Annotated in this window: 21 protein-coding genes and 1 pseudogene; 12 read left to right on the plus strand and 10 right to left on the minus strand. The window is 55.7% G+C overall.

Annotated features, from left to right (window positions below; translation table 11 throughout):
- Positions 1 to 2 precede the first annotated feature (2 nt).
- On the minus strand, positions 3 to 977 hold the full coding sequence (locus CJP46_RS21405) for an AAA family ATPase (RefSeq protein ID WP_094597658.1): 975 nt from the start codon (positions 975 to 977) through the stop codon (positions 3 to 5).
- Positions 978 to 1,389: 412 nt separating this feature from the next.
- On the opposite strand from CJP46_RS21405, the gene CJP46_RS21410 reads away from it, so the two are divergent.
- Positions 1,390 to 2,019 (plus strand): hypothetical protein, encoded by a 630-nt coding sequence (locus CJP46_RS21410; protein WP_256992452.1) that lies wholly within the window; start codon positions 1,390 to 1,392, stop codon positions 2,017 to 2,019.
- An 85-nt stretch (positions 2,020 to 2,104) separates the two neighbouring features.
- Positions 2,105 to 2,470: a DUF423 domain-containing protein gene (locus CJP46_RS21415; protein WP_094597659.1), complete on the plus strand. Its 366-nt coding sequence runs from the start codon at positions 2,105 to 2,107 to the stop codon at positions 2,468 to 2,470.
- A 133-nt stretch (positions 2,471 to 2,603) separates the two neighbouring features.
- Here the strand turns inward: CJP46_RS21415 and rlmN are convergent, their stop codons facing one another.
- Entirely contained in the window at positions 2,604 to 3,701 is a 1,098-nt protein-coding gene (rlmN, locus tag CJP46_RS21420; protein WP_094597660.1) for a dual-specificity RNA methyltransferase RlmN, read from the minus strand.
- A 331-nt stretch (positions 3,702 to 4,032) separates the two neighbouring features.
- On the opposite strand from rlmN, the gene CJP46_RS21425 reads away from it, so the two are divergent.
- Positions 4,033 to 5,121: a bifunctional transcriptional activator/DNA repair enzyme AdaA gene (locus tag CJP46_RS21425; protein ID WP_094597661.1), complete on the plus strand. Its 1,089-nt coding sequence runs from the start codon at positions 4,033 to 4,035 to the stop codon at positions 5,119 to 5,121.
- 86 nt (positions 5,122 to 5,207) lie between these two features.
- On the opposite strand, the pseudogene CJP46_RS21430 reads toward CJP46_RS21425, so the two are convergent.
- From CJP46_RS21430 to CJP46_RS21440, 3 genes and pseudogenes are all read right to left on the minus strand, one after another.
- Positions 5,208 to 6,328: pseudogene (locus tag CJP46_RS21430) on the minus strand (DNA alkylation repair protein).
- 132 nt (positions 6,329 to 6,460) lie between these two features.
- The gene (locus CJP46_RS21435; RefSeq protein WP_094597662.1) at positions 6,461 to 6,931 is read right to left on the minus strand and encodes an SRPBCC family protein; all 471 of its coding nucleotides are present in this window, start codon (positions 6,929 to 6,931) and stop codon (positions 6,461 to 6,463) included.
- A gap of 86 nt (positions 6,932 to 7,017) precedes the next feature.
- A complete protein-coding gene (locus tag CJP46_RS21440) occupies positions 7,018 to 7,623 on the minus strand; it encodes a TetR/AcrR family transcriptional regulator (RefSeq protein ID WP_094597663.1) in 606 nt (201 codons plus the stop codon).
- A 267-nt stretch (positions 7,624 to 7,890) separates the two neighbouring features.
- Here CJP46_RS21440 and CJP46_RS21445 point away from each other — a divergent pair, with 267 nt between their 5' ends.
- On the plus strand, positions 7,891 to 8,820 hold the full coding sequence (locus CJP46_RS21445) for an NAD(P)-dependent oxidoreductase (protein ID WP_094597664.1): 930 nt from the start codon (positions 7,891 to 7,893) through the stop codon (positions 8,818 to 8,820).
- A gap of 60 nt (positions 8,821 to 8,880) precedes the next feature.
- Positions 8,881 to 9,798, plus strand: coding sequence for an NAD(P)-dependent oxidoreductase (locus tag CJP46_RS21450; RefSeq protein WP_094597665.1), 918 nt, complete (start codon positions 8,881 to 8,883; stop codon positions 9,796 to 9,798).
- A 104-nt stretch (positions 9,799 to 9,902) separates the two neighbouring features.
- Here CJP46_RS21450 and CJP46_RS21455 read toward each other — a convergent pair whose 3' ends face one another.
- A complete protein-coding gene (locus CJP46_RS21455; RefSeq protein WP_094597666.1) occupies positions 9,903 to 10,316 on the minus strand; it encodes a MerR family transcriptional regulator in 414 nt (137 codons plus the stop codon).
- A 317-nt stretch (positions 10,317 to 10,633) separates the two neighbouring features.
- Between CJP46_RS21455 and CJP46_RS21460 the strand changes: the two genes are divergently transcribed.
- The 5 genes from CJP46_RS21460 (at position 10,634) to CJP46_RS21485 (ending at position 14,959) form a co-directional block, all read left to right on the plus strand.
- On the plus strand, positions 10,634 to 11,362 hold the full coding sequence (locus tag CJP46_RS21460) for a hypothetical protein (protein WP_094597667.1): 729 nt from the start codon (positions 10,634 to 10,636) through the stop codon (positions 11,360 to 11,362).
- 71 nt (positions 11,363 to 11,433) lie between these two features.
- Positions 11,434 to 11,865 (plus strand): hypothetical protein, encoded by a 432-nt coding sequence (locus tag CJP46_RS21465; protein WP_143813010.1) that lies wholly within the window; start codon positions 11,434 to 11,436, stop codon positions 11,863 to 11,865.
- A gap of 99 nt (positions 11,866 to 11,964) precedes the next feature.
- Entirely contained in the window at positions 11,965 to 13,128 is a 1,164-nt protein-coding gene (locus CJP46_RS21470; protein WP_179281261.1) for a winged helix DNA-binding domain-containing protein, read from the plus strand.
- A gap of 302 nt (positions 13,129 to 13,430) precedes the next feature.
- A complete protein-coding gene (locus tag CJP46_RS21480; protein ID WP_094597670.1) occupies positions 13,431 to 13,850 on the plus strand; it encodes a hypothetical protein in 420 nt (139 codons plus the stop codon).
- 215 nt (positions 13,851 to 14,065) lie between these two features.
- Entirely contained in the window at positions 14,066 to 14,959 is an 894-nt protein-coding gene (locus tag CJP46_RS21485; protein ID WP_373558026.1) for a helix-turn-helix domain-containing protein, read from the plus strand.
- A gap of 39 nt (positions 14,960 to 14,998) precedes the next feature.
- Here CJP46_RS21485 and CJP46_RS21490 read toward each other — a convergent pair whose 3' ends face one another.
- A complete protein-coding gene (locus tag CJP46_RS21490) occupies positions 14,999 to 15,376 on the minus strand; it encodes a winged helix-turn-helix transcriptional regulator (protein WP_094597672.1) in 378 nt (125 codons plus the stop codon).
- Between the two features lie 262 nt (positions 15,377 to 15,638).
- Between CJP46_RS21490 and CJP46_RS21495 the strand changes: the two genes are divergently transcribed.
- The gene (locus CJP46_RS21495; RefSeq protein ID WP_094597673.1) at positions 15,639 to 16,178 is read left to right on the plus strand and encodes an NAD(P)H-dependent oxidoreductase; all 540 of its coding nucleotides are present in this window, start codon (positions 15,639 to 15,641) and stop codon (positions 16,176 to 16,178) included.
- Between the two features lie 122 nt (positions 16,179 to 16,300).
- Here CJP46_RS21495 and CJP46_RS21500 read toward each other — a convergent pair whose 3' ends face one another.
- Positions 16,301 to 16,948 carry a FusB/FusC family EF-G-binding protein gene (locus CJP46_RS21500; protein ID WP_094597674.1) on the minus strand — a complete coding sequence of 216 codons (648 nt, stop codon included), beginning with the start codon at positions 16,946 to 16,948 and terminating at the stop codon, positions 16,301 to 16,303.
- Between the two features lie 766 nt (positions 16,949 to 17,714).
- On the opposite strand from CJP46_RS21500, the gene CJP46_RS21505 reads away from it, so the two are divergent.
- Positions 17,715 to 19,250, plus strand: a complete 1,536-nt coding sequence (locus CJP46_RS21505; RefSeq protein WP_094597675.1) for an ABC-F family ATP-binding cassette domain-containing protein — start codon at positions 17,715 to 17,717, stop codon at positions 19,248 to 19,250.
- A gap of 86 nt (positions 19,251 to 19,336) precedes the next feature.
- On the opposite strand, the gene CJP46_RS21510 is transcribed toward CJP46_RS21505, so the two are convergent.
- Entirely contained in the window at positions 19,337 to 21,163 is a 1,827-nt protein-coding gene (locus CJP46_RS21510; RefSeq protein ID WP_094597676.1) for an APC family permease, read from the minus strand.
- Between the two features lie 193 nt (positions 21,164 to 21,356).
- The gene (locus CJP46_RS21515) at positions 21,357 to 22,775 is read right to left on the minus strand and encodes a hypothetical protein (protein ID WP_094597677.1); all 1,419 of its coding nucleotides are present in this window, start codon (positions 22,773 to 22,775) and stop codon (positions 21,357 to 21,359) included.
- Between the last annotated feature and the right edge of the window lie 33 nt (positions 22,776 to 22,808).

A 22,808-nucleotide genomic window follows, 5' to 3' on the forward strand; every position in this document is an offset into this window, starting at 1 on the left:
CATTATCTCACGCCGCTTTCCAGTCCCGCTTCGCTGGGAACTGCGATGTGGTCCAGCACCTCAAGCAGAATGCGCAGGGCTGCCTCATGCTGCCCGCCGTAGCGCTTCTTGAGCACCAGCCTGTGGGCGCAGACCGGAACCAGCAGATGCTTGATGTCGTCGGGCAGTACGTACTCCCGTCCATTCAGCGCGGCATAAGCCTGCGCCGCACGCAGCAGCGCCTGGGTTCCGCGGGGGCTGATGCCAAGGGCAACTTCCGCATGGACGCGAGTAGCTTCCGCCAGGGATACGATGTACCCCAGCAAGTCCTCGCTCACTTCCACCTGCGTACACAGCTGCTGGGCCTCCAGTACTTCGCCGGCCGTTGCGGTGCGCTCGGCCCGCTCTGCGGTTAAGCCGGACGAACCCTGCGTCCGCTTCAAAATCTCTTTGCCTTCCGCTGCGGATGGATAACCCAGCTTCATGCGGATCATAAAGCGGTCCATTTGGGCTTCAGGCAGCGGAAATGTGCCCTGATTGTCGACCGGGTTCTGGGTTGCGAGCACCATAAACGGCCGCTCCAGCGCCATCGTTTCCCCGTCGATGCTGACCTGCCGCTCCTCCATACATTCCAGCAGGCTGGACTGGGTCCTTGGCGTGGCCCGGTTAATTTCATCCGCGAGCACGATCCGCGAGAACAGTGGACCCGGACGAAACTGAAACTCCCCGTCCTTCTGGTTGTAGAAATGAATGCCCGTCAAATCCGACGGCAGAAGATCGGGGGTAAACTGGATCCGTTGAAAGCTTAGCGACAAGGACGCCGCCAGGCTTTTGGCCAGCAGCGTCTTACCGGTCCCCGGTACATCCTCTAGGAGCACATGCCCCGACGCCAGCAAGGCCGTCAGCAGCAGCTCTACTTCTTCCTCTTTGCCGACAATGACTCTCCCGATATTTTCTTTCAGTTTCACAGCCAACTCGCGAACTTGATTCACCTGCATTGCATTCCCATCCTCTCCTGGATGATTGCCTGTGCTCAAGCAATCTCCGGTTTATGATTAAAGCGTTTACAAGTGTCTTTGCTGCCCCCGGCAGACTGGACTGTTATGCCGGAACCGTACATCGATAGATCTTCCGGCAGGCCGTTCTCTATTGCCGGACGGTTTTGCTATATTTTATCACCGACAGGATCATTAATCACCTACCGGGCGCAAAATCCGGCTAAATAGATTGAACTAAAGTTTTGCATTTAACCTTCCTGTTGTAACGGCCCAATAGAGGCCTATAACATTCATTTCCTTAGTTCATTCTATATGAAACGCCCTATTTTTTGCCCCTACGAGACAGTTGTCCCTCACAAAATCCAGCTAACATCACTAGGATGAACCATACCATAAACAAAGGATGGTTGATATGAGGAGGTATCTTAAAAGCTACGGCTGCGGCTATGCCCGCCGGCATATGGCAAGACGACTGAAGAATCACTCCCGTTCACGGTCACAGGGCAAGCTCATCGTCAGCATCGTCCGAGGCGAAAAACGGCTGACCACCAAGGTTCCACTCCGTAGGTTCGATAAGTTCGTGTTCGTCATCAACGATCAGTTCACCAACGCCCCGAATACGACGCAGATTGCCAGCGGCGCAGGCCACAGCAGCGCGTCGGGAAGCAACGCGGCCATCGGTTCTCCGAATACGGACCAGCAGGTCAGCGTCGGAGCCGGCGGCACCGCCGATAACATCAGCATCCTCCGCGAGTCCGCTCACGCCTGCCGCGGTAAGCGGAAACGCTCGCGCCGCCGGAAGAAGGAAGCCATCTTTGTTCTGAATCACCAGCGGGTTCAAATGCCGGAAGGAAGCGAGGAGGCTGCCGCCACCCAAATTGCCAGCGGTTCCGGCAAACACAGCACGAGCGGTACGAACTCCACCATCGACAGCCCCTGCACCAGACAGCAGGACTCGGTCGGCGGCGGACCCGGGGCTAGCGGTATGAACAAGTTTGTGAAGAAGAAAAAACGGAGTCACCATATCCGCCGGCATTATTAAGAAAAAGGATCATTGGCGCACCCCCGATCCAAATCGTTGACGGCCGCGGCGCAAGACCTTATGATGGCGCTTAGAGGTGATTGATGTGAACACGCTGCTGATTCTGGGCGGAATCATGATGTTTCTGGCCGTCGCCATCGGCGCATTTGGGGCGCATGCCCTGAAAGAAAGACTCGACGACAACCGGCAGAAAACCTATCAGACGGGAGTCCAATACCATCTGGCTCACGGACTTGGCCTGCTGCTGATCGGTCTATTCGCCTCATCCGCTGAACATTCGGGCACCTTCCAGCTCGCTGGATGGCTGCTGTTTGCGGGCATCGTGTTGTTCTCAGGGAGCCTGTACGCGCTGAGCGTGACCGGCATCCGCAAGCTGGGAGCGATTACGCCGATCGGCGGGGTGGCCTTTTTGGCGGGATGGGTCGTATTCATCGTGGCTGTGGCCGGATAACCGATTGAGGATAGGGATGATTCGCGTAGGATGCCCCTAGACATGACAAAAGCCTGCAAATCTGCAGGCTTTTTCGTGTTTATTCATGCTGAATGGCGTGTTGAGTTGATCCCCTATAAACGGGATGTCGGCATCAACCGTTTACCGCGCTGGCCTGGTTCGTGCCTCTGCCGTTTTCCTTGCGGATTTGTTTGCTGCGAAGCTGTCCGCAGGCCGCGTCGATATCGGTTCCATGCTCCAGCCGGACGCTGACGCTGACCCGGTTCTTTTTGAGCGTATCATAGAAAGCCAGGATCGACTCCTGCGCGCTTCTCTGATACTGGCTGTGCTCATCGACCGGGTTGTACGGGATCAGATTGACATTGACCAGCTGTTTGCGGTCACCGATCAGCTCCGCCAATTCAGCTGCGTGTTCCCTGCCGTCATTGACGTCCTTGAGCAAAATGTACTCGAGCGTCACCCTGCGCTTCGTTTTGGTCAGATAGTAATCCATGGCCTCCAAGACTTCCTCAATCGGATAAGCCCGATTGATCTTCATAATCCGGGTTCTCAGCTCATTGTTCGGCGCATGCAGCGAAATCGCCAGATTCACCTTCAAATCGCGGTCGGCAAATTCCATGATCTTCGGAGCCAGCCCGCTGGTCGATACGGTAATATGGCGCCCGGCAATCGCCAGCCCTTTGCGGTCCTTGACCACATTGATGAAGTCGACCATGTTCTCAAAATTATCAAACGGCTCCCCGATGCCCATCACCACAATATGGCTGACGAGGTCGCCCGGCTTGTTCTGATCCAGGAACAGCTGCGCCTTCATGAGCTGCTCCACGACTTCCCCGGCGGACAGGTCCCGGCTTTTCTTCAGCAGTCCGCTCGCGCAGAAGCTGCAGCCGATGTTGCAGCCGACCTGGGTCGTTACGCAGACGGAAAGGCCGAACTTATGGCGCATCAGCACCGTTTCAATCAGATTGCCGTCCTGCAATCGGAACAAGAACTTGACCGTGCCGTCGGCCGACTCCTGCTTCACATGCTCTTCGAGCGTCTGGATGACGTAGTGCTCCGCAAGCAGCTTCACGCAGTCCGGATTGGCATCCGTCATGTCGGCAAAGTCGGTGACCCGTTGTACATATAAATAGTCCCACACCTGGGAGGCGCGGAATGGTTTATGTCCATATTCAAGCAGCCATGCAGTCAGCTGATCGAAGGTTAATCCATAAATGGATGGTTTGTTCATTGTTTTTCCTCTTTTCAAAAGCGTTAAAATGCATGCTCTATAGATTGAACTAAAGTTTGCCCAATAACATTCATTTCTTTAGTTCATTCCATATATCTCTACTTTACCAGATCCGGAAGGCAATCTGTCTATTATTGTCCCAAATTTTTTTTGTTAAAACAAGGGATGCAGCGGGAATTTGGCCGCGGGGGAGGCTGCTGGCTGGCACTCACGGCGTCCTGTTGATGAAGAACGGTCCTAGAAAAAAATGAGTGCGCGATTTTCGGCGGCGGGCATCCGCAGGACTGGACTATAATAAGAAAAAAGGATGCTGAAGAAGAGGAGGCCGGTCATGATTACGGCTGAACATAAAATGGAGTACTATCAGGCGCTGCTCGATAAAAAATCGGAGTACGAAGGGATATTCTATGTCGGGGTCAAAACGACAGGGGTGTTCTGCCGTCCGACGTGCCCGGCCAGAAAGCCCAAGTTTGAAAACTGCGAGTTTTACGAGACCGCGCAGGAGGCGCTGCTCGCTTCCTTCCGGCCCTGCCAGCGCTGCCGCCCGCTGTCCCATCCCAATCACGTTTCCCCCGTCGTCCAGAAGCTCGTCGAAGCCGTCGAGGCCAACCCGGAAAAGAGGTGGAAGGAGCAGGACTTTGAGGCGCTCGACATCGATGCCTCGACGGCGCGGAGGCAGTTCAAAAAAAGGTTCGGCATGACCTTTGTAGAATATGCCCGCGCCCGGCGTATGGGGCTCGCATTCAAGCAGATCCGGTCCGGGCAGGCGGTGATTGACGCTCAGCTGTCGAGCGGATACGAATCCGGAAGCGGATTCCGGGACGCCTTCTCCCGCATCATGGGGGCAGCGCCGGCGAAATCCGCAGACAGCCGCGTCCTGCGCGCGGCATGGATCGATACGCGTCTCGGCCCGATGGTCGCCATCGCCGACGAGGAGGCGCTGTATCTGCTGGAGTTTGTGGATCGGCGGGGACTCGAGCGCGAAGTGGAGCGGCTCCGTCAGCGGACAAAATCGGCGATCATCCCGGGCGTCACCGCTCCCATCCGCTCCATTGAGCAGGAGCTGACGGCTTATTTTGACGGGAGCCTGTCCGTCTTCGCCACACCGCTGCATTTGATCGGCTCCCCTTTTCAGAGGTCGGTCTGGGAGCAGCTCGTGCAAATCCCGCCGGGTGAGACCCGTTCCTATTCCGAGCTGGCCGGAGCTCTGGGCAGGCCGAAGGCCTTCCGGGCCGCGGCCCAAGCCAACGGCGCCAATCAGCTCGCCATCGTCATTCCCTGCCACCGCGTCATTAACGCGAGCGGCGACCTGGGCGGTTACGGCGGCGGGCTGACGCGTAAAAGCTGGCTGCTTCAGCACGAGAAGAAGTATAGGAAAACCAGCAGCAATGCTGTTTCTGAGCGTTCCATTATAAATTAAAACGCGCCGATAACGAAAACAGGAGTTCCCTGCAGGTCCAAAGACCGCTCGGGTACTCCTGTTTATATTTTCGGCGCATGCTTCGCCTATGCGTGCTGCTCCCCGCCGCTGCCCGTAAGCATGAGGCTGGCGGAAGCCGCCTCCCGGCCGTTGACCAGCAGCACGATCCGGTGCTCGCCCGGATAATGGCGGCGCGTCGTCAGATCGGCCCAGGAATGTTTACGCGTCCCTGAAAGGCGGGAGCCTCCGGGTACGGTTTTGTCAGATAGCAGAAACGCTTTGCGCGATATTTTGCCCCGGGCTTTGACGAAATCGATCCCGTATTCCACCCGGATATGGGCCGGCTGCCCGTCCCGCACGCGGATCTCATAGCTCAGCTCGGTGCTGCCGCCAACCGCTACCTCGGACGGCTCTATCGTCAGCGAAGCAGCGGCCGCCAGCGGCTCCTCTTCCGACGACTCCGCATAGCCAAACAGATCCATCGCTTCCGGATGAGACTTCTTGATCAAGGTCCGGCAGCCGTGACGGATGATCCAGTCGGTATGCGGGTGGGCACCCTTCCAGCGCCGCGCCGTCTCCAGCACCACGTCCGGGTGATCCTTCCAATATCGTTCAGGTTGTTGGCGACGCTCTTGCGGACATAAAGCGAAGGGTCCTGCTTCAGCAGCTCCAGTACGGGCAGCACCGGCGCCGGATCCTTCTTGAACATCGGCAGCGCCTGTCCCCACGGCAGCCGTGGCCGGCTGCCTTCGCTGGCAAGACGCCGCACATGCTCGTCCGGATGCTGTGCCCATGCATTCATCTGAACCATCATCCGCACCGGATCCCGCAGCAGAAAAGGCCTGACGGCAAACTCCGCCGACGATTTGGACGTAAAGCGCTCGAGCGCCTTCATCGAAAGGTCCCAGTGCTCCGGTGCCTGCCCGAACACTTCCACAAAATCGGGAAAGAACAGGTACGGAAACCCAGCACAATGCTCGTCGATCGTGAAAAGCACCTCCAGCGCCTCTTCATACCGGGCAGGCAAATGAGCTCCCAGCGTTTCGCTGATCCGCCGCATGCGGGCTTTCAGCTCAAGCTCCTCCCACGTGCCGTCCATGACGTCACGAACAAATTTGTCTGTATCAAATGCGGCGTGGGCCGAATGAACCCTTGCCCCAAATCCGCGTAAAAATTCCTCGTTGTATACTGCCTTCAGTTCAGCCATCAGCAGATCTCCTCCTGAAGTTTTTATAGTAGACCGCGGCGGAGGAGAAAATTAACTCTCCAGGTCGTCTTACAGGCCTAGCGGCTCCCTTATTCATTCAAGTGATTCAAGCGGCGAACCATTATTCATTGATCACGTTTGCGATTCGCCTGCAGCCAGCTGCTGCCGGATTCGGTCCGCGGCCTCTTCCCAATATGCCTTCATCTGCTCACGCTGCCAGATATCCGTCAGCTTCTCCTGATGGAAGCTGATCGTCGTCCCGGTTTTGGCCACCAGCAGGCGGATCTGGACGGTGGAAGGATGGTTCCAGCCGGGCCGCTGCCAGGTCATGCGGATTTGCTCCCCGGTCTTGACGACCCGGATCTCGCCGTGATTTCCTTCCTTGGACGTATACGTCGATCCCGGCTTGAAATCAAGCGACGGGAGTTCCCCGAGCCATACCATCATGCCCTCGGGGGAAGTCAGAAGCGACCAAGCCGCCTCCCGTGATACCGGGAACGTTCTCCGGACGCCGACCTGAAACCCGGCAGCGGCGGTCAGACCCACGGGTTTCGCTGCTTCATTCGCGCCTGGTATCGCCAGCTTGCTTGTTGCTTTACTCATTGTCACCGCTCCTCGCAATGTTAAAATGGCTGCTTGGCCTGTCCCGGCCAATCGAGCATCCGGCGCCGCCGCCCATTCCCTCTTCTCTACCGGTCTCTAATCCGTTCGTCCACCGGAGTCAGGGCATCGACGAACAATTCGATGCTCGTCTGCAGAAACTGCTCATGGGACATGTCTGTAATCAAATCCGCGTTGTGCAGACGGGAAACGAAGGCACCGTAATTCATCCACATGAACGCCATGACCTGCGCCTCGGCCTCTATGGCCTTCACTTTCCCCTGCCGGTGCATTTCCTGGAAGTACGCCGTCAGCAGCTTCTTCAGCTGCCGCGGATGATGCTGGGCCCGGTCGCGCTGATCGGACAGCTCCGCGCTGCGCAGCATGACCAGCACCAGTTTCCGGTTCCGATTCATGATGTCATGGTAGGTACGGGTAATTTGCAGGAGATCCTCACGCAAGTTCCATGTCAAGCGGGTGGAAAACAGCTCCTCCATCTCGCCCGCGTAATGAAAACGGTCGATCGCCTGTTCCAGCAGCTGCAGCTTGGAGCCGAATTGGCGGAATAGCGTCATCTCGCTCACACCCGCCGCTGCGGCAATTTCCTTCGTGGATACTCCCTGGTACCCCTTCTCGGCCATCAGGTCAATCGCGGTCAGCATCAGCCTGTCACGGTTTGCCGTTGGTTCCATCATTGTGCCAACATCCTTTGGTGTAGTCATCCAGACAATGTTAGTGATCACTAACATTCCATTGGCTTTATTGTAGAACTTTTATGATTGCATTGTCAATAACTGGGCATCAATCCGAACGCAAACTTCATCGGTTTGAAACCGCCCGCTATCAAAACGCCCTTGCAGCACAAACCGGGGCCTTGCATCTATAAACTGCGAAAAATACGCATTGACTTTGACACTGTGTCAACCTTTTAAGATGGGTAGGAAAGGAGATGAGAACACCCTATGAAGGAAAATAAACAAGAGATTCCGCTAGGGCGGGAATGGAAGCAAGCTGAGGGACATCTTTTACCGGTGAGCGTCATCGGACTAGGCATGATGGGGTCGGCTCTGGCCCAAGCCTTCCTGAAGGAGGGACGCCTGACCACCGTCTGGAACCGCACGCCAGGCAAAGCCGAAAAGCTCGCGGCGCAAGGCGCGGTGGCCACCGGCACGGCGGCTGAAGCCATCGCGGCCAGTCCACTGATTCTAATCTGCGTACTGGATTATGCAGCCGTGCAAGAGATCTTCGAGCAGGCGGGAGACGTGCTGGCCGGACGGGTGGTGGTGAACCTCACCAACGGATCGCCGGCACAAGCCCGGCAGACGGCCGCATGGGCAGCCGAGCACGGCGCTGAATATTTGGACGGCGGCATCATGGCTGTGCCACAAATGATCGGATCCTCCGGGGCGCTTGTCCTGTACAGCGGTTCGTCTAGTGCTTTCGAAGCCTGGCAGCCTGCTTTGGAAAAACTGGGGAGCACGCAGTACCTCGGCGACGATCCCGGACTCGCCCCTCTCTACGACTTGGCGCTGCTGAGCGCCATGTACGGGATGTACGGCGGCTTCTTCCATGCCGTTGCCATGGTCCGCTCGGCAGGAATCCAAGCCGAATCGTTCACGCCGCTTGTGGTTCCCTGGCTTCAGGCCATGTCGGCCTCCATGCCCCGTATGGCACAGGCGGTTGATGCCAACGATCATCGAACGGATGTATCCAGCCTCTATATCAACCAGACGGGATTCGTCAATTTCATCGAAGCCTCCGGAGAGCTGGGCATCAGTCCGGAGCTTATTACGCCGATGCAAGCCCTGATCGACCGGGGAGTAGCGGAAGGATACGGTACCGACGGCCTCACCAGGATCATCGAGCTGATCCGAAATCGACCATCGGACTGAACGGCTGTTGTATCACCGCAATCGAAATGGAATGCGAATATGAAAAAGGGGGGAATACCAATGACAACCAATAACCCAATTCAGCATAACTCTCCCGTCGAAGAAACCCGCGCACCAGTGACGGTTCTCGGTCTGGGTCCCATGGGACGCGCGCTGGCTGAAGCCTTCCTACTGGCCGGGCATCCGACCACGGTTTGGAACCGGTCCGCCGACAAAGCCGGTTCGCTCGTCGCACAAGGCGCGAGTCTTGCCGGGACGGCCGCTGAAGCCGCCGCTGCCAGTCCGCTGGTCATCGTGTGCGTCCTTGATTATGACGCCGTGCACGCGATCATCCGCCCGCTGAGCGACGCGCTGAGGGGGCGCACCTTGGTGAATCTGACCGCCGACGCACCGTTTCGCGCACGCCAAACCGCCGAATGGGCGGCAGAATACGGGATTCACTACCTCGACGGAGCGATTATGACACCGACGACGACGATCGGCCAGAACTCGGCCGTGGTCCTATACAGCGGGTCGGAGGTTGTCTATCAAGCCCATCGCCATACCTTGGCAAGCATCGGGGGCACTTCTTCGTATCTCGGGGAAGATCCCGGCCGTGCCGCGGCCTACGATGTGTCGCTTCTGGATATCTACTGGACGTCCATAAGCGGATATATTCATGCCCTGACCTTGGCGAAAGCGGAGAGCATCAGCGCGAAGGAACTCCTTCCGTTTGCTCAAGGGATTAGCAGCATCCTCCCGAATATTATGGCCGGACTGGCTGAGCAGGTCGACAACGGGCAATATCCCGGGCACGGCTCCAATCTGCTTTCGGCAGCCGCAGGCATGAAGCACATTATTGAAACTGCACATCCCCATGGAATCGATACCAGCGTACTAACGGCAGCTAACGATATCGTCCTGCGCGCGATCGAGGACGGGCATGGCGCTGACGGGTTTTCTTTTCTTACCGAAATGCTGCAAAAAAGGCAAAGGTGAAGATGTCAGCCTCGGCAAGCGTCCGAACCTGGCCGAATAGCCCGGTCCACCTGGTGGACCGGGCCTCTCGCAATGATTTTTCCGCTAATCTTATCGGCGCCTTATTAAAGTGTGCTGGTTTTTTCGAAAGCGCTGCTTTCCTTATCGACTAAGACCCGCTGCTCTCTCATTTGTTCGATGCGTTGATCCAGCCGCTGCTGGACTGCCATGAGCGATTGAATTTGCCCGGAAATTTCTTCGCGTTTATCCTCGTAGGCTTCGAGCATTTCCTCACAAAATCCGTCGCTGTCAGTATAAGCGTTGATATCGTCGTGGCACTTCAAGATCTCGAGGATTTCCTTCGTCGACATCCCTAGCTCCAAATAAATCTGGATCGTTCGGATCCGCTTGATGTCAACCTCGTCGAACTCCCGGTATTCATTGTCCAAACGCTTTGCCGTAAGCAGCTTTTTCTTCTCGTAATACCTGATCGATCGTGGGCTGACGCCGGTTGCTTTGGAAAGCTGACCTATTTTCACAATGGCTGGCTCCTTTCTGTATCGTGTCTCTTTCCCATTATTTCCCCATTATACCGTATCGTTCATTACGTAGACAGCGGCCTGGCCCCTGCGCCACGATATACTATAAATCCGTTTGTTATTACGTTATCTCAGCCTTAATCGGTAATAACCCCGGTTTGAAGGAGCGCTAATATTTAACTCCGCTGCTTTTGCATCGCTCCCCAATAACGTGTTAATGTTGAGGCATCCGCCCCAAAAATACCAATAATTGGACGTTACTAAATGTAGAATAGCATTCGCTCCATTCGACCGGATAACTTTCCAAGAAAGAAGAGGTGAAGATCATCGCTCCTTTTGCTCATGAGAAAATGACGGGCTTGTCGCATGTTCTATGGATCGGGGGCCCTCCGGATTGTGGTAAAACGACGATTGCAGACCTGCTTGGATCAAAATACCAATTACAGGTATACCACTTCGACCGGCAAGAAATGGATCATATCCGTCGCGCGGATCCTGAGCGGCATCCCGCATTGTTCGCGTTAGGAACCAAACTCGCGGATTTGGATGAGAAGGCGTTTCAGGAATGGCTATGGCTGTCGTGCACGCCCGAAGAAATGGCGGCGAGTGGAAAATTGGTTTGGTTGGAGCGGATCCATTTGGTCATTGAAGATTTGCATGCCATGTCCACGGATCGTCCGATCATCGCAGAGGGGCCCGGCTTTTTTCCGGAAGTAATCCTTCCTTTGTTAATGAATTCCCGGCAAGCCATATGGATGGTGCCGAGCGAATCATTCAAACGGGATTCCCATCATCGACGCCTCAAGGGGAAACGGCGTGCCGAGCTGCTGGATAACCCCGAGCTTGCCCAGCGGAACCACATCGAGCGGGACCTGCTGTGGGCCGAGCAGTACAGACAATCTGCGAAAGAACGAGCCTTGCCACTCCTTGAAGTGGACGGCTCCAAAGGTCCGGAAGAGGTCGCTGCCGAAGCCGAGGCTTATTTTAAAAGACTTCTCCCACCCTCAAATCAACGGCATCGTAATGCCGTGAATGGTTCCAGTTGATACACAGGGGGGGCGGCCCAGTGACGGGTACGCTCCCTTTTTATAAATTTTTTTTCGGGGGAGGGATCTGCATGTTTCGGATTGGTTATATTCTGTGGACAAGCCTGTCTCTGGTTTGGTGCGCTTTCGGCCTGCTTGCTTCTTGGCCAAGGTATGGTCCGGAGCATGAGTTTCCCTTATTCCAGGATATCGTCACAGTCATGCTGTTCCTCCCCTCCGTTTCGATGTTTTGCTATTCACTGCTCCTGCAAGCCGTTTCCAGGTTAACGGCGGCTTGGTGGAAGCCGCAGCCTTGGGTCCTGCCGCTTGTATGGTGTGCTTTGGTGTCTTGCCTATTGCTGTTCTTACTGGATCATTGGAATATACCCGCTCGACCACTGCTGATTCTGCTCCTCTCGGTTCCCGGCCTGCTGCATTACTGGATTTCCGCCATGCTCCGCATTTTGTCTTCCGTCCCGAAAACCCACAGCGATCTCCAGGACGAGGATCACAAATTCCTTTGATCGCGCTCTCCAAACCCTGACATATTGTTGTCAGCGTTGATGGCTATACTGAGGATATAAGAACGTATAGACCATGAACCTTGAGGAGGCGCTGCAGCCATGACCGAGCCGATGCCCAAGTCAACCGATAAATCCTTGTTTACGAAAAATGTTCCCCCGGTGCTCAGCCGCCGGGCATTGAACCGGGCACTGCTCGACCGGCAGCTCCTCCTGCGCCGGGCCGAGATGCCGGTGCTTGACGCGCTGCGGCATCTGGCCGGCATGCAGGCCCAAGCCCCAATCCCGCCCTATTACGGCCTGTGGGCTCGGCTGACCAGCTTCCGGCATGAGGAGCTGTCCCGGCTGATCGAAACGCGCCAGGCCGTGCGCATCGTGATGATGCGCTCGACGATCCACCTGGTGACGGCTGAGGATGCCCTGGCGCTGCGCCCCGTTCTTCAGCCCGCGTTGGATCGCGGTCTGAAGGGAGGCTACGGCAAGGAGCTCGCCGGCCTGAATACCGGCGCGGTCGCAGAAGCCGGCCGGGCCCTCGTAGAGGAGGGGCCGCTTGCCTACGGCGAACTCGGCGCCCGTCTGCAAGAGCGCTGGCCGGACCGCAGCGCGGCCGCGCTCGCGAACACGGTGCGCACGCTACTGCCGCTCGTGCAGGTGCCCCCAAGGGGCCTGTGGGGCGCCAGCGGCCAGGCCCTGCACACCACCGCGGAGGCGTGGCTGGGCAGCCCGCCCGCGGCAGCTTCCAGCTCCGGACTCGAGGAGCTGGTCCTGCGTTACCTGGCCGCCTTCGGGCCGGCCTCGGTCAAGGACATCCAGGTCTGGTCCGGACTGACCCGGCTGAGCGAGGTCATCCGCCGGCTCGGGCCGCGTCTGCGGACCTTCCTGGATGAAGAGGGCGTCCTGCTGTACGACCTGTCGGACGCCCCCCTGCCCGCGGAGGATACGCCCGCACCTCCGCGCCTCCTCGGCGAATTCGACAATATGCTTCTCTCCTTCGCCGACCGCTCCCGGATTATGGATGAGAGCTACCGCCGCCGCATCTTTACGGTGAACGGCATCATCCGGGCAGCCGTCCTTGTGGACGGATTCGTTCGCGGCATGTGGAGCCTGGAGCGGAACAAGCAATCCGCCGAGCTCGTGATCAAGCTGTTTGAGCCCATATCGGCCGCCGATCGCGAGGCATTGGCCGATGAGGGCCACCGCCTGCTGGATTTCGCCGCAGCGGATTGTCCGAACCGGGAAATCCGCTTCGACCTTTCCGAGCTCTAACAACAAAATCTAATATTCTACCCGCCGTAGCGTGCGTTCTATGAACAACAAAGTGCGCTACGGCTATTTGACATCCAATAAGTTCGTCTATTCGAAGAGACCCCTAACTTTTTCAATGTTAGTTTTGTTTATATGTATAACAGCAAAAAAACTCCTGGGAGGTGAAATAGCAATTGCGATAGAAAAAACCGTAAGACCTGATCAGATTCGTTGGAATAGTGGGACTTATACACTGCAAGAGAAAGGATTTGTAAAATGGGGAATTTTTATATTTCGATTAATAAAGGAGTTGGGAGAAAAATATGGCTAATGTTAAACTCAGAAAAGTGGGCTTAATTGTTATTTTCACTACATTTGCTCTTATTTTAGTCTGTTTTTATCAGGTTTATCAAAACGTAGCAACCGTTCATCATTACTTCTCCCCTAAAATAACCTCAGTTCTAGCAGTTGAAAAAGAATCCGATCAATGGCACAGCATGAAGTTTAATGGTCAAAACTCCATTCAGTTTGATCGTGTTTTTTGGGATAAGACCGTCATAAATGATGCAAACAGTTCAGGTAGTGTGCTTATGAGAGTTAAGGATGAACAGGGAGATATCGTGATCGATGAGTTTCAGGTGTCTCCTGGAAATGGCAGGTCCTTAAGTGGTTTACATCAAAATAAACAATACTACTTTGAGATCAAAGCTCCCAAAGGACAATTCGTCATTAATGCAATATAGTAAAAGTGGAGCCCATCTTCCCATAGGAATATACGCTTAGATGAATTTAGGGCCGCAGATTCGCACCCTGTCCCTATCCAGTGTCACCCGCATTCCACACGCCTTGTTCCAGCCCGAAATGGCAGCAAGCCCATTTCGGGCTTTTTCGATTTTTAGCAAGAACGGTCAAAACGCACCTTCTCCCGTCTGCTATGCTGATATCAAAGGAGGGCGCGCTGGTGTATTCAAATCGGATTCAACACAGCATCCGGTTCATGGAGGAACAGCTTCACGAACCGCTGACACTCGAGCAGATCGCGGCGGAGGCCGGATTCTCGCCGTTCCATTTTCACCGTCTGTTTCGCAGGGAGACTGGGCTGAGCATCGCGGAATATTTACGAAGCCGCCGGCTGTGCCTCGCCTCGCGAATGCTCCTGTACTCGGAGGAGCCGATCATCGGCATTTCGCTGCAATGCCATTTTGAGAGCCAAGAGGCGTTTACCCGCGCCTTTAAAAAGATGTACGGCATGCCGCCAGGGCGATACCGGAAGATGTTCTGCCTTCATGCCCGGGCCCATGCCGCCCAAGGAGGAGAAACGAACATGATTGAGGAATCGATGGTGAAGGGCTGGGTGCTGAGCGGCAGCCACCCGCATCAATATGAAATCGGCCTGGACCGCCATAACGTCCATCAGGGGAACGCCTCGGGTTATTTGAAAGCCGTCACCCCGGAAGGGCCGAGCGCGTTCGCCACCATGATGCAGCAATTCAAAGCCGATCGTTACCTACAGCGTAGAATGCGCTTCTCCGGATTTATCCGGACGGAAGGAGTGACCGAGTTCTGCGGACTGTGGATGCGGGTCGATAATCAAGCCGAGGACGTGCTTCAGTTTGACAATATGAACAACCGCAGAATTGTGGGCGACACGCATTGGAACCATTACGCCATCGTCCTAGATGTCCCGGGCAATGCCGCAACGATTGCGCTCGGCGTGCTGCTGATGGGACCGGGGCAGGTATGGGTGGACAGCTTCCGGTTTGAAGAGGTCGACGAGAGCGTACCCGCCACGAATTTGGAGATCGTCTACGAGCTCCGGGACGAGCCGTCCAACCTGACATTTGAAGAATGATAGCCACTATGCAGTAAAGGAGGGCTCTCAGGCCCTCCTTTACATATTTCCATCCGCATCAGTAACGGGTTCTTCTTTATAAGCATTCGCCTTGAAATCCATATGTTCAAAACCCCAGCTGCACATATCGTGAAGCACGGATCTCAGCGACTCCCCATGTTCCGTCAAGGAGTATTCTACCTTGGGAGGAACCTCCTGATATACCTTCCGGTGGATCAATCCATCTTGCTCGAGCTCACGTAATTGGTTGGTCAACATGCCCTGTGTAATATGGGGGAGCCGTCTTCGCAGTTCCCCAAACCGTTTCGTCCCCTCATGCAGCAAAATAAACAAAATGAGCGGCTTCCACTTGCCCCCGATCGCCTGCAGCGTCGTGATGATTCCTCCGGTGCTTCCCGTCCCGCGTTCCGTACTCATCTCGTAAGCCCTCCCCTTTCCAGCTGAAGCAGCACCCCCGTCTTTGCTGCCATTGTATCAGAGTACGCCGAATCGTGACAGTACTCTTCTAAATCGTACATAGTATGGTTTTTCGTACTACTCGGCAATACGCCGTCCTGCTCTAAAGTACGGTTTGCAGGACTTAGTATGCTAAAAATGCGTACTTTTCAAGAACATCGGCCCTGAACAATACTGGAGATGCACCATTCATAACGCATACCACCCGAAAGGATGATTTGAAATGAAAACGATGGTCATCGTATCCCACCCTGATCTGACCCAATCCAAAGCCAATCGTGCGCTGCTCGAATCGCTGCCGAAGCATACCGATATTCATGTCCGCGATCTGTATCAGGAGTATCCCGATTGGCAGATCGATGCGAACCGGGAAAAGCAGCTGCTGCTTGCTTACGATCGGATCGTCCTCCAATTCCCTTTTTATTGGTACAGCTCACCGCCCCTGCTCAAAAAATGGTTTGACGACGTACTGACTTCCGGCTGGGCTTACGGCCCCGGAGGCGAGCATTTAAAGGGCAAAGAATTTATCGTCGTCACCACGGCCGGCGGAACGGATAAGTCGTTTCAGGCCGGAGGAGACAACTGGTTTACGATCAGCGAGCTGCTAAAACCGATCCAGCTTACGATTGCCCACTGTCACGGCACCTTCCTTCCCCCGTTCGTGCTGTACGACGCCAACCGGGCTAGCCAGGAGCATTTGAAGCGTGAAGGCATCCGGTACGCCGAGCATATCCAGACGCCTTCACCTGTGCTGATTCACTAACTCCACTTCCTTTACCCAAACCAAAAGGAATACAAAAGCGGGCAAGGCCCCTCGGCCTGCCCGCTGTCATTCTCCCGGAATCAACCCGGGAGCTCCTGCGTTTCACGCAGGTGTTAGCAAAGTTAGTTCAAGACATCCTTCATAAACCGTTCCAATGGAAACACATCGGTAATATTCTGGTTGCACTTGGCGCTGTCGATGCACATATAATTTCCGACCCGTCCGAAATGATCGAGCGCGGATCCTTTGGCTTTCGTCTGCGCGGTAACGAAGGCAATCTCCTCATGCTTGTTGCAGAGGCAGCAGACCCCCTTCTTGTTCGTCGGGGTAAATCGTCCTTCAATGCCTGTCATTTTCCCGTCCAGGTTATAGACGATGAACAGTTTATTGCTTGAAATATCGGTCCAGCCGATATAGGTCAGGAACCGGAAATCCAGCTCGGCCAGCGGCGGCAGCTTCAGCTTTTTAATTTTGGGAAAAAGCTTCTTCAGCTGCTGCTCCGTTATCTGCGGAAAGGCCGTGACGTATTGCTCCAGCTCGTTCAGATAAGCCTGAAATTCCTCGGCACGGTTCAATGTCGGAATGCGATCGAAGAACCGCTTCTGCTCCTCCGTCGCAGCAGGGAACATCTCCACGACTCGGGTCCAAGTCGTATGCCGGATGGCGGAGATCACCTTCTGGTCGGCTGTGGTCTTGATGTTATATTCGAGGCGCCCCACAAGGCGCTTGATCAAATTATACTCGTGGTTCCCCATAAATGGCGTTTGCATGTGTTTTTCCTCCTCAGATCACCAAAAAACGGAGTACCTCAAATAAGGCACTCCGTCGGTATCGAAAAAAATACGATGCGAGAAGTTCCTTGTATTAGGTCAAAAGGGCATACGTATCCCGTGAACGAAATCACGAAATTTTTGCACTTTTGCCGGCTACAAGCAAACAACTGCCACTTATGGATTCCCCTCTCGAACTTCTGCACATACATCGACATTATAAATTCTCATTTCAGCCTTGTAAAGATACCCCCATATAAAGGCTCTTATCTTGCGGCGGGGTGGGTAGAGAGCTAAGCTTATGCATATTGATTCTGGATTCAGCAAAAAGTATGGCAGACGCCATTAGCAAAATCGCCAAGTAAGCCCCGCACCCCGGCAGTTGTCCGATTGACAAATCCCGGAATGCTCGCTTATACTGTGTGGCGTAACGATAAACTTGAATGAGGTGGAAAGGTAATGGAAATTTTGTCTACTGTTCTTAGAAGAGATTTGGCTTGACACGGGAGAAGTCTGCCCTTTTTTAGCCATCTCGAGAACAGTCGATATGATTTCCACATCCTTTCCAGCTTTGAGCGTTAGCGGGTAAGGTGTGTCCACCTTACCCGCTTTTTTGCATATTGGGGCGGCCCCACAACCTGAAACACCGGGGGAACGGACCCAATTGGCTGGGGTATCTTGCATACAACCGGATAGTTACATCATTTCGCTGTCCTCCTGATGGCTTCATTTGTCCGCAATCCATGAAACCTAAGGAGAGAGAACCATGAGCATATTAAATGTCACTAATCTTACGCATATGTACGGAGACCAAATCACGTTTCGCCATATTGAATTTCGCCTGCTGCCGGGCGAGCATGCCGGACTAGTCGGCATGAACGGCGCCGGCAAGTCGACGCTGTTCCGCCTGCTGACCGGGAGCCTACTGCCGGAGGAAGGCCGGATCGAGTGGTCGCCGCGGGCGCGGGTCGGCTTCCTGGAGCAGCACATTTCGCTTCAGGAGGGGATGACGGTCCTGCAGTTTCTGGAGCGGGCCTTTCAGCACTTGTTTGACATGGAACGCCAAATGAATGATATCGCGGCCCGGTTCGGGGAGGCAGAAGAAGAGCTGGATGCGCTGCTAAGGCGTTACGGCGAACTGCAGGACGGGCTGGATCAGGCCGGCTTCTACGCCATTTCCGCTAAGATCGAGGATGTGGCCCGTGGGCTGGGCCTGGCCGAGATCGGCCTGGACACGGACGTCAGCCGCTTAAGCGGTGGACAGAAGACGAAGCTTCTTCTCGCCAAGCTGCTGCTGGAGGAACCCGATGTGCTGCTGCTCGACGAGCCGACCAACTACTTGGACGCGGTGCATATCGAGTGGCTGACCGGCTACCTGAAAAAGTACCCCTACGCCTTCATCGTCGTGTCGCATGATGAGCATTTCCTGAACGAAATCACGAACGTGATTTTTCATCTGGCCCATCAGACCCTGAAGCGCTATACGGGCAGCTATGCCGCGTTTCAGAAACAGTACGCGCTTGCCCAGAAGCAGCAGCAGGTAACCTATGAGCGGCAGACCCGGGAGATCGAGCGGTTGGAATCGTTTATTAACATCAACCGGGTCCGCAAGGCGAAGCAGGCCAAGAGCCGCGAAAAAATGCTGAGCCGCATCGAGCGGGTGGAGAAGCCGGTAGACGGACCGGCGCCACGCTTTGAGTTCCGGACGGAAGGAAACATCGGCGGCTCGGTGCTGATCGAAGCCAAACGGCTTCAGGCGGGGTACGGGGTACCGCTGTTCCGGCCGCTGGATCTCACCGTCAAGGGCGGCGACAAAATCGCCATCATTGGGGAGAATGGCGCCGGCAAGTCCACGCTGCTGAAAACCCTGCTCGGCGGCATCAACGCGCTGGGCGGCGCCGTGACCGTTCAGAACACGGTCCAGACCGCCTATTACCAGCAGGAAGACCAGCCCTCTTCGGACACGCCGCTTCAGTACGTCTGGTCGCTGCGCCCGGATTTGACGGAGAAGGAGATCCGCCGCACGCTGGCCATGGCCGGACTAAGCGCCGAGCATATTCGCAAGCCCCTGCGGACGCTGAGCGGCGGGGAGCAGGCCAAGGTACGGCTCGCCGAGCTGATGCTCACCCGGAGCAATCTGCTTGTGCTGGATGAGCCGACAAACCATTTGGACATCCGCGCAAAGGATTCCCTGCGGAAGGCGCTGGCCTCCTACCCCGGCACCGTGCTGCTGGTGTCCCACGAACCCGCCTTCTACGAAGACTGGGTCACGGACATCTGGCGGGTACAGGATTGGAAGTAAGACGATAGCTGCAACGCAACGCGCAGAGCAAGAAGCTGCCGATACCGGAAGATCCCGGGCGGCAGCTTCTTTTTCTGGTGAACCGGCTATTTTTTCAAATGGTAAGGCACCGTGGTGACGATAATATTTTTCCGGTAGAGCAAGAAGGCACGGATCAGCAAGCTCGACTGATTATGCAGAATGTTGTGCCAGCTCTTCTTGGGGATAAACTGCGGAATGAGCACCGTCACCCGGTAGTTCGATTCCGAAGCCTTGTATTCAACGGTATCCACAAATTTCGTGAGCGGCTGGATAATGCTCCGGTAAGGCGACAACAGCGTCACCAGCCGGACATCCGGCTGCCACTGCTTCCATTTCTCCTCCATTTTGTGCTCCGAGTCGCGGTCATAGGCTACGTATACGGCGATGATCTGGTCGGGCGACAGCGATTTGGCATAATTGAGCGAGTTCTCCACCACATGGGTAATTCCGGCAACAGGCACGATCATCACATTCCCTTCGACGGGGACGGCCGGCTCACAGGTCGTAATCCGCAGCTGGTCCCCGACGGCCTCGTAATGCCTTTTGACCGCATGAAAAATATATACGATCAGCGGCAAAAAGATCAGCACCGGCCATACCTGTCCAAACTTGGTAATGAAGAAAATCATCATGACCGTGAAGCTGATGAGTGCCCCTACAAAGTTGATGATCAGCTTGATTATCCAGCCTTTCGGCTTTTCACGGATCCATTTGACCAGCATCCCCGTCTGGGCCAGCGTAAACGGAATGAACACCCCGACCGCATATAAAGGGATCAAGTGCTCCGTGCGTCCCTTGAAGGCGATGATCAGAATGATCGACGCCGTGGCCAGAAACATGATGCCGTTGGAATAACCGAGCCTGTCACCGCGAACGGTAAACATCCGAGCGATATATTTATCTTTGGCCAGATTGACGGCGAGCAGCGGAAAGGCGGAGTAGCCGGTATTCGCCGCAAGAACGAGAATAATAGCGGTTGTCGCCTGGATAAAATAATACAGGAAGTTCCGCCCAAAGGTGGTCGAGGCGATTTGGGATACGACGGTTTCTTTTGCATTCGGCGCGATGCCGTAATAGTAAGCAAGAAAGACGATGCCGGCGAACAGGATCGCCAAGAGCCCACCCATCGCCATCAAGGTCCTTGAGGCGTTATTCGGCGCCGGGTCGCGAAAGTTAGGAATGGCGTTGGAGATGGCCTCCACCCCGGTCAGCGCCGAGCTCCCCGAGGCAAAAGCCCGCAGCAGCAGAAATAGGGTAATCCCGGCCACCGGCGTGCCGATCGGCGCGTGCAAGGCGGGGGATACCTGTCCGGTTGCGATTTTATACAAGCCCACTCCGATCAGAATGAACAGCGCCAGCACGAACAGGTAGACCGGGTATGCCAAGATCGAGGCCGATTCGGTAATCCCTCGGAGGTTTACAATCGTAATCACGACGACCAACGCACAGGCGATGACCACATTGTACGGGTGCAGGCTGGGAATCGCCGACGTAATGGCATCCGTTCCCGACGACACGCTAACCGCCACCGTCAGAATATAATCGACCAGCAGCGAACCGCCGGCTATCAGGCCCGGGTTGATCCCCAGGTTTTTCTTGGAGACGACATACGCTCCGCCCCCGTACGGATAAGCAAAAATAACCTGCCTGTACGATAAAATGAGGGCCAGCAGCAAGACTAGAATCCCGATACCGATCGGAATCGTGTACCAGAAGGCCACTGTACTGACCGTCACCAGCACGAGCAAAATTTGCTCGGGACCGTAAGCGACGGATGACAGCGCATCAGAGGACAAAATGGCCAGCGCCTTGGTTTTATTCAGTTTTTGTTCACCCAATTGGCCGGACTTGAGCGGGCGGCCGATCAAAAATCTCTTGACGGCTGATAACATGAATAGCACCTCGATCTCTGTCGATAGTATGGCTTCTTTAGGGTATCCCTTTCCCAGCCAAACAACTCCGGGTATATCTAGGAATCCCCTCCTCAACATTTAAATCGCTTCAGGGCATGAAAAATGCAAAAAACCCTCCCGACCTGAGGAGGGTCCTTGTGTCAAACGGATGGGAACGCAGGGATAATATATGCTATACCAAAAAGATCGCTACGGCGGTGGTCACCGCCAGCCCGATCAGTACGGGCTTCAAATTCCGTCTGGCCAGCTCGAATGGGCTTACGCCGCAAATGGCCGCGGCGGGAATCAGCGCCCAGGGGATCAGCGTGCCGCCACCGACCCAGATCGCCGCCACCTGTCCGAGAGCCGTGAGCGTAGCCGCACTGGCATGCGTGGCCGCCGCGAACAGATGGGCGATCGAGCCGGCCAGTGAGATGCCGGAGAAACCGGAGCCGTCAAGCCCGGTAATCGCTCCGGTGATCGTGAGCGTGACGGCGCCTACGGCTCCGTTCAGCGGCACCACATGCGCCAGCGCGGCGCCCAGGTCGTTGACGATGCCGTTCGAGGATTCCGGCAGCACCTTGCCGAAGAGGTCGGTAAACGCCGCATCGCCGAGATAGAAAAAGGCGGCGATCGGAATGACCGGACCGAATACTTTAAATCCGAACGTGAAGCCTTCGATCAGGTATGAGGTCACCTTCTCCAGCCCGCGGTTGCGGTGCGCAAGCAGCGTCACAGCGATCAGGATCAGCACCGCCGTTCCGCCAACGAGCGCCGTGGCGTCGCCGCCCTGCAGCTTCAGCACAAACATGGCGGCCACGTCAATCAGGAACAACACCGGAATGATGACGGCAAGCCACACTCTCACACGGGGTGAAAGTGGCGCCGCTGACTCTACCGCTCCCCCGCCTTCGCCCGTAAGGGAACCCGCCCCGCCGGATCCGGCGACCAAACCGTCCCGCCACGTGCCGTTCTTCATGTCCCGGCGCATCATCCAATAAGCCGTCACGGTCGTCACGAGGCCCATCACGATGACGAGCGGAACGCTCGCCTCCATCACCTGCGATACATGGAGGCCCGCCGCGTCGGCGGTCAGCTTGGGCGCGCCCTGGATAATATAATCCCCGGAGAGCGCGATGCCGTGTCCGAACAGGTTCATCGCCATCGCCGCGCCCAGAGCGGGCAGTCCGACGCGGGTTGCGACCGGGAGCAGCACCGCTCCGATCAGTGCTACCGCAGGCGACGGCCAGAAAAACAAGGACGTCACCAGCATGATCAGCCCGATCCCCCAGAAGGCGACCGCCGGTGTCCGGATAAACCGCGTCAGCGGCGCGACCATCGTCTCGTTAATGCCGGTGCGGATCAAGACCCGGCTCATCGCCACGATAATCGAAATGATCATGATGGTGCCCATCAGCTCTTTGGTTGCATAAATAAAAGAATTAAAGACGCCCGACACCGAGCCGCTGAGCGTTTCGGTCGCCATCCATCCGAGCACGAAAATGCCTGCCACGCAGATCATCGTCGTGTCCCGTCGCTTGATCAGCAGCGCCATAATAAACACGATAAACGCCAAGTACACATAGTGTAAGGCCGTTAAATGAATGACCATATCGGTCACACCCTTCCCCTGCTGCATTTGTGC

The organism is Paenibacillus sp. XY044 (assembly GCF_002257645.1).
Lineage (GTDB): Bacteria > Bacillota > Bacilli > Paenibacillales > Paenibacillaceae > Paenibacillus_AQ.

Coding starts and splice junctions, on each gene's coding strand:
- CJP46_RS21495 (WP_094597673.1), top strand. CDS start 15,639: ATGAAAACGATGGTCATCGTATCCCACCCTGATCTGACCCAATCCAAA.
- CJP46_RS21480 (WP_094597670.1), top strand. CDS start 13,431: ATGGCTAATGTTAAACTCAGAAAAGTGGGCTTAATTGTTATTTTCACT.
- CJP46_RS21450 (WP_094597665.1), top strand. CDS start 8,881: ATGACAACCAATAACCCAATTCAGCATAACTCTCCCGTCGAAGAAACC.
- CJP46_RS21510 (WP_094597676.1), bottom strand. CDS start 21,163: ATGTTATCAGCCGTCAAGAGATTTTTGATCGGCCGCCCGCTCAAGTCC.
- CJP46_RS21500 (WP_094597674.1), bottom strand. CDS start 16,948: ATGCAAACGCCATTTATGGGGAACCACGAGTATAATTTGATCAAGCGC.
- CJP46_RS21440 (WP_094597663.1), bottom strand. CDS start 7,623: ATGATGGAACCAACGGCAAACCGTGACAGGCTGATGCTGACCGCGATT.
- CJP46_RS21435 (WP_094597662.1), bottom strand. CDS start 6,931: ATGAGTAAAGCAACAAGCAAGCTGGCGATACCAGGCGCGAATGAAGCA.
- rlmN (WP_094597660.1), bottom strand. CDS start 3,701: ATGAACAAACCATCCATTTATGGATTAACCTTCGATCAGCTGACTGCA.
- CJP46_RS21505 (WP_094597675.1), top strand. CDS start 17,715: ATGAGCATATTAAATGTCACTAATCTTACGCATATGTACGGAGACCAA.
- CJP46_RS21490 (WP_094597672.1), bottom strand. CDS start 15,376: ATGAGTACGGAACGCGGGACGGGAAGCACCGGAGGAATCATCACGACG.
- CJP46_RS21405 (WP_094597658.1), bottom strand. CDS start 977: ATGCAGGTGAATCAAGTTCGCGAGTTGGCTGTGAAACTGAAAGAAAAT.
- CJP46_RS21515 (WP_094597677.1), bottom strand. CDS start 22,775: ATGGTCATTCATTTAACGGCCTTACACTATGTGTACTTGGCGTTTATC.
- CJP46_RS21410 (WP_256992452.1), top strand. CDS start 1,390: ATGAGGAGGTATCTTAAAAGCTACGGCTGCGGCTATGCCCGCCGGCAT.
- CJP46_RS21445 (WP_094597664.1), top strand. CDS start 7,891: ATGAAGGAAAATAAACAAGAGATTCCGCTAGGGCGGGAATGGAAGCAA.
- CJP46_RS21470 (WP_179281261.1), top strand. CDS start 11,965: ATGACCGAGCCGATGCCCAAGTCAACCGATAAATCCTTGTTTACGAAA.
- CJP46_RS21465 (WP_143813010.1), top strand. CDS start 11,434: ATGTTTCGGATTGGTTATATTCTGTGGACAAGCCTGTCTCTGGTTTGG.
- CJP46_RS21425 (WP_094597661.1), top strand. CDS start 4,033: ATGATTACGGCTGAACATAAAATGGAGTACTATCAGGCGCTGCTCGAT.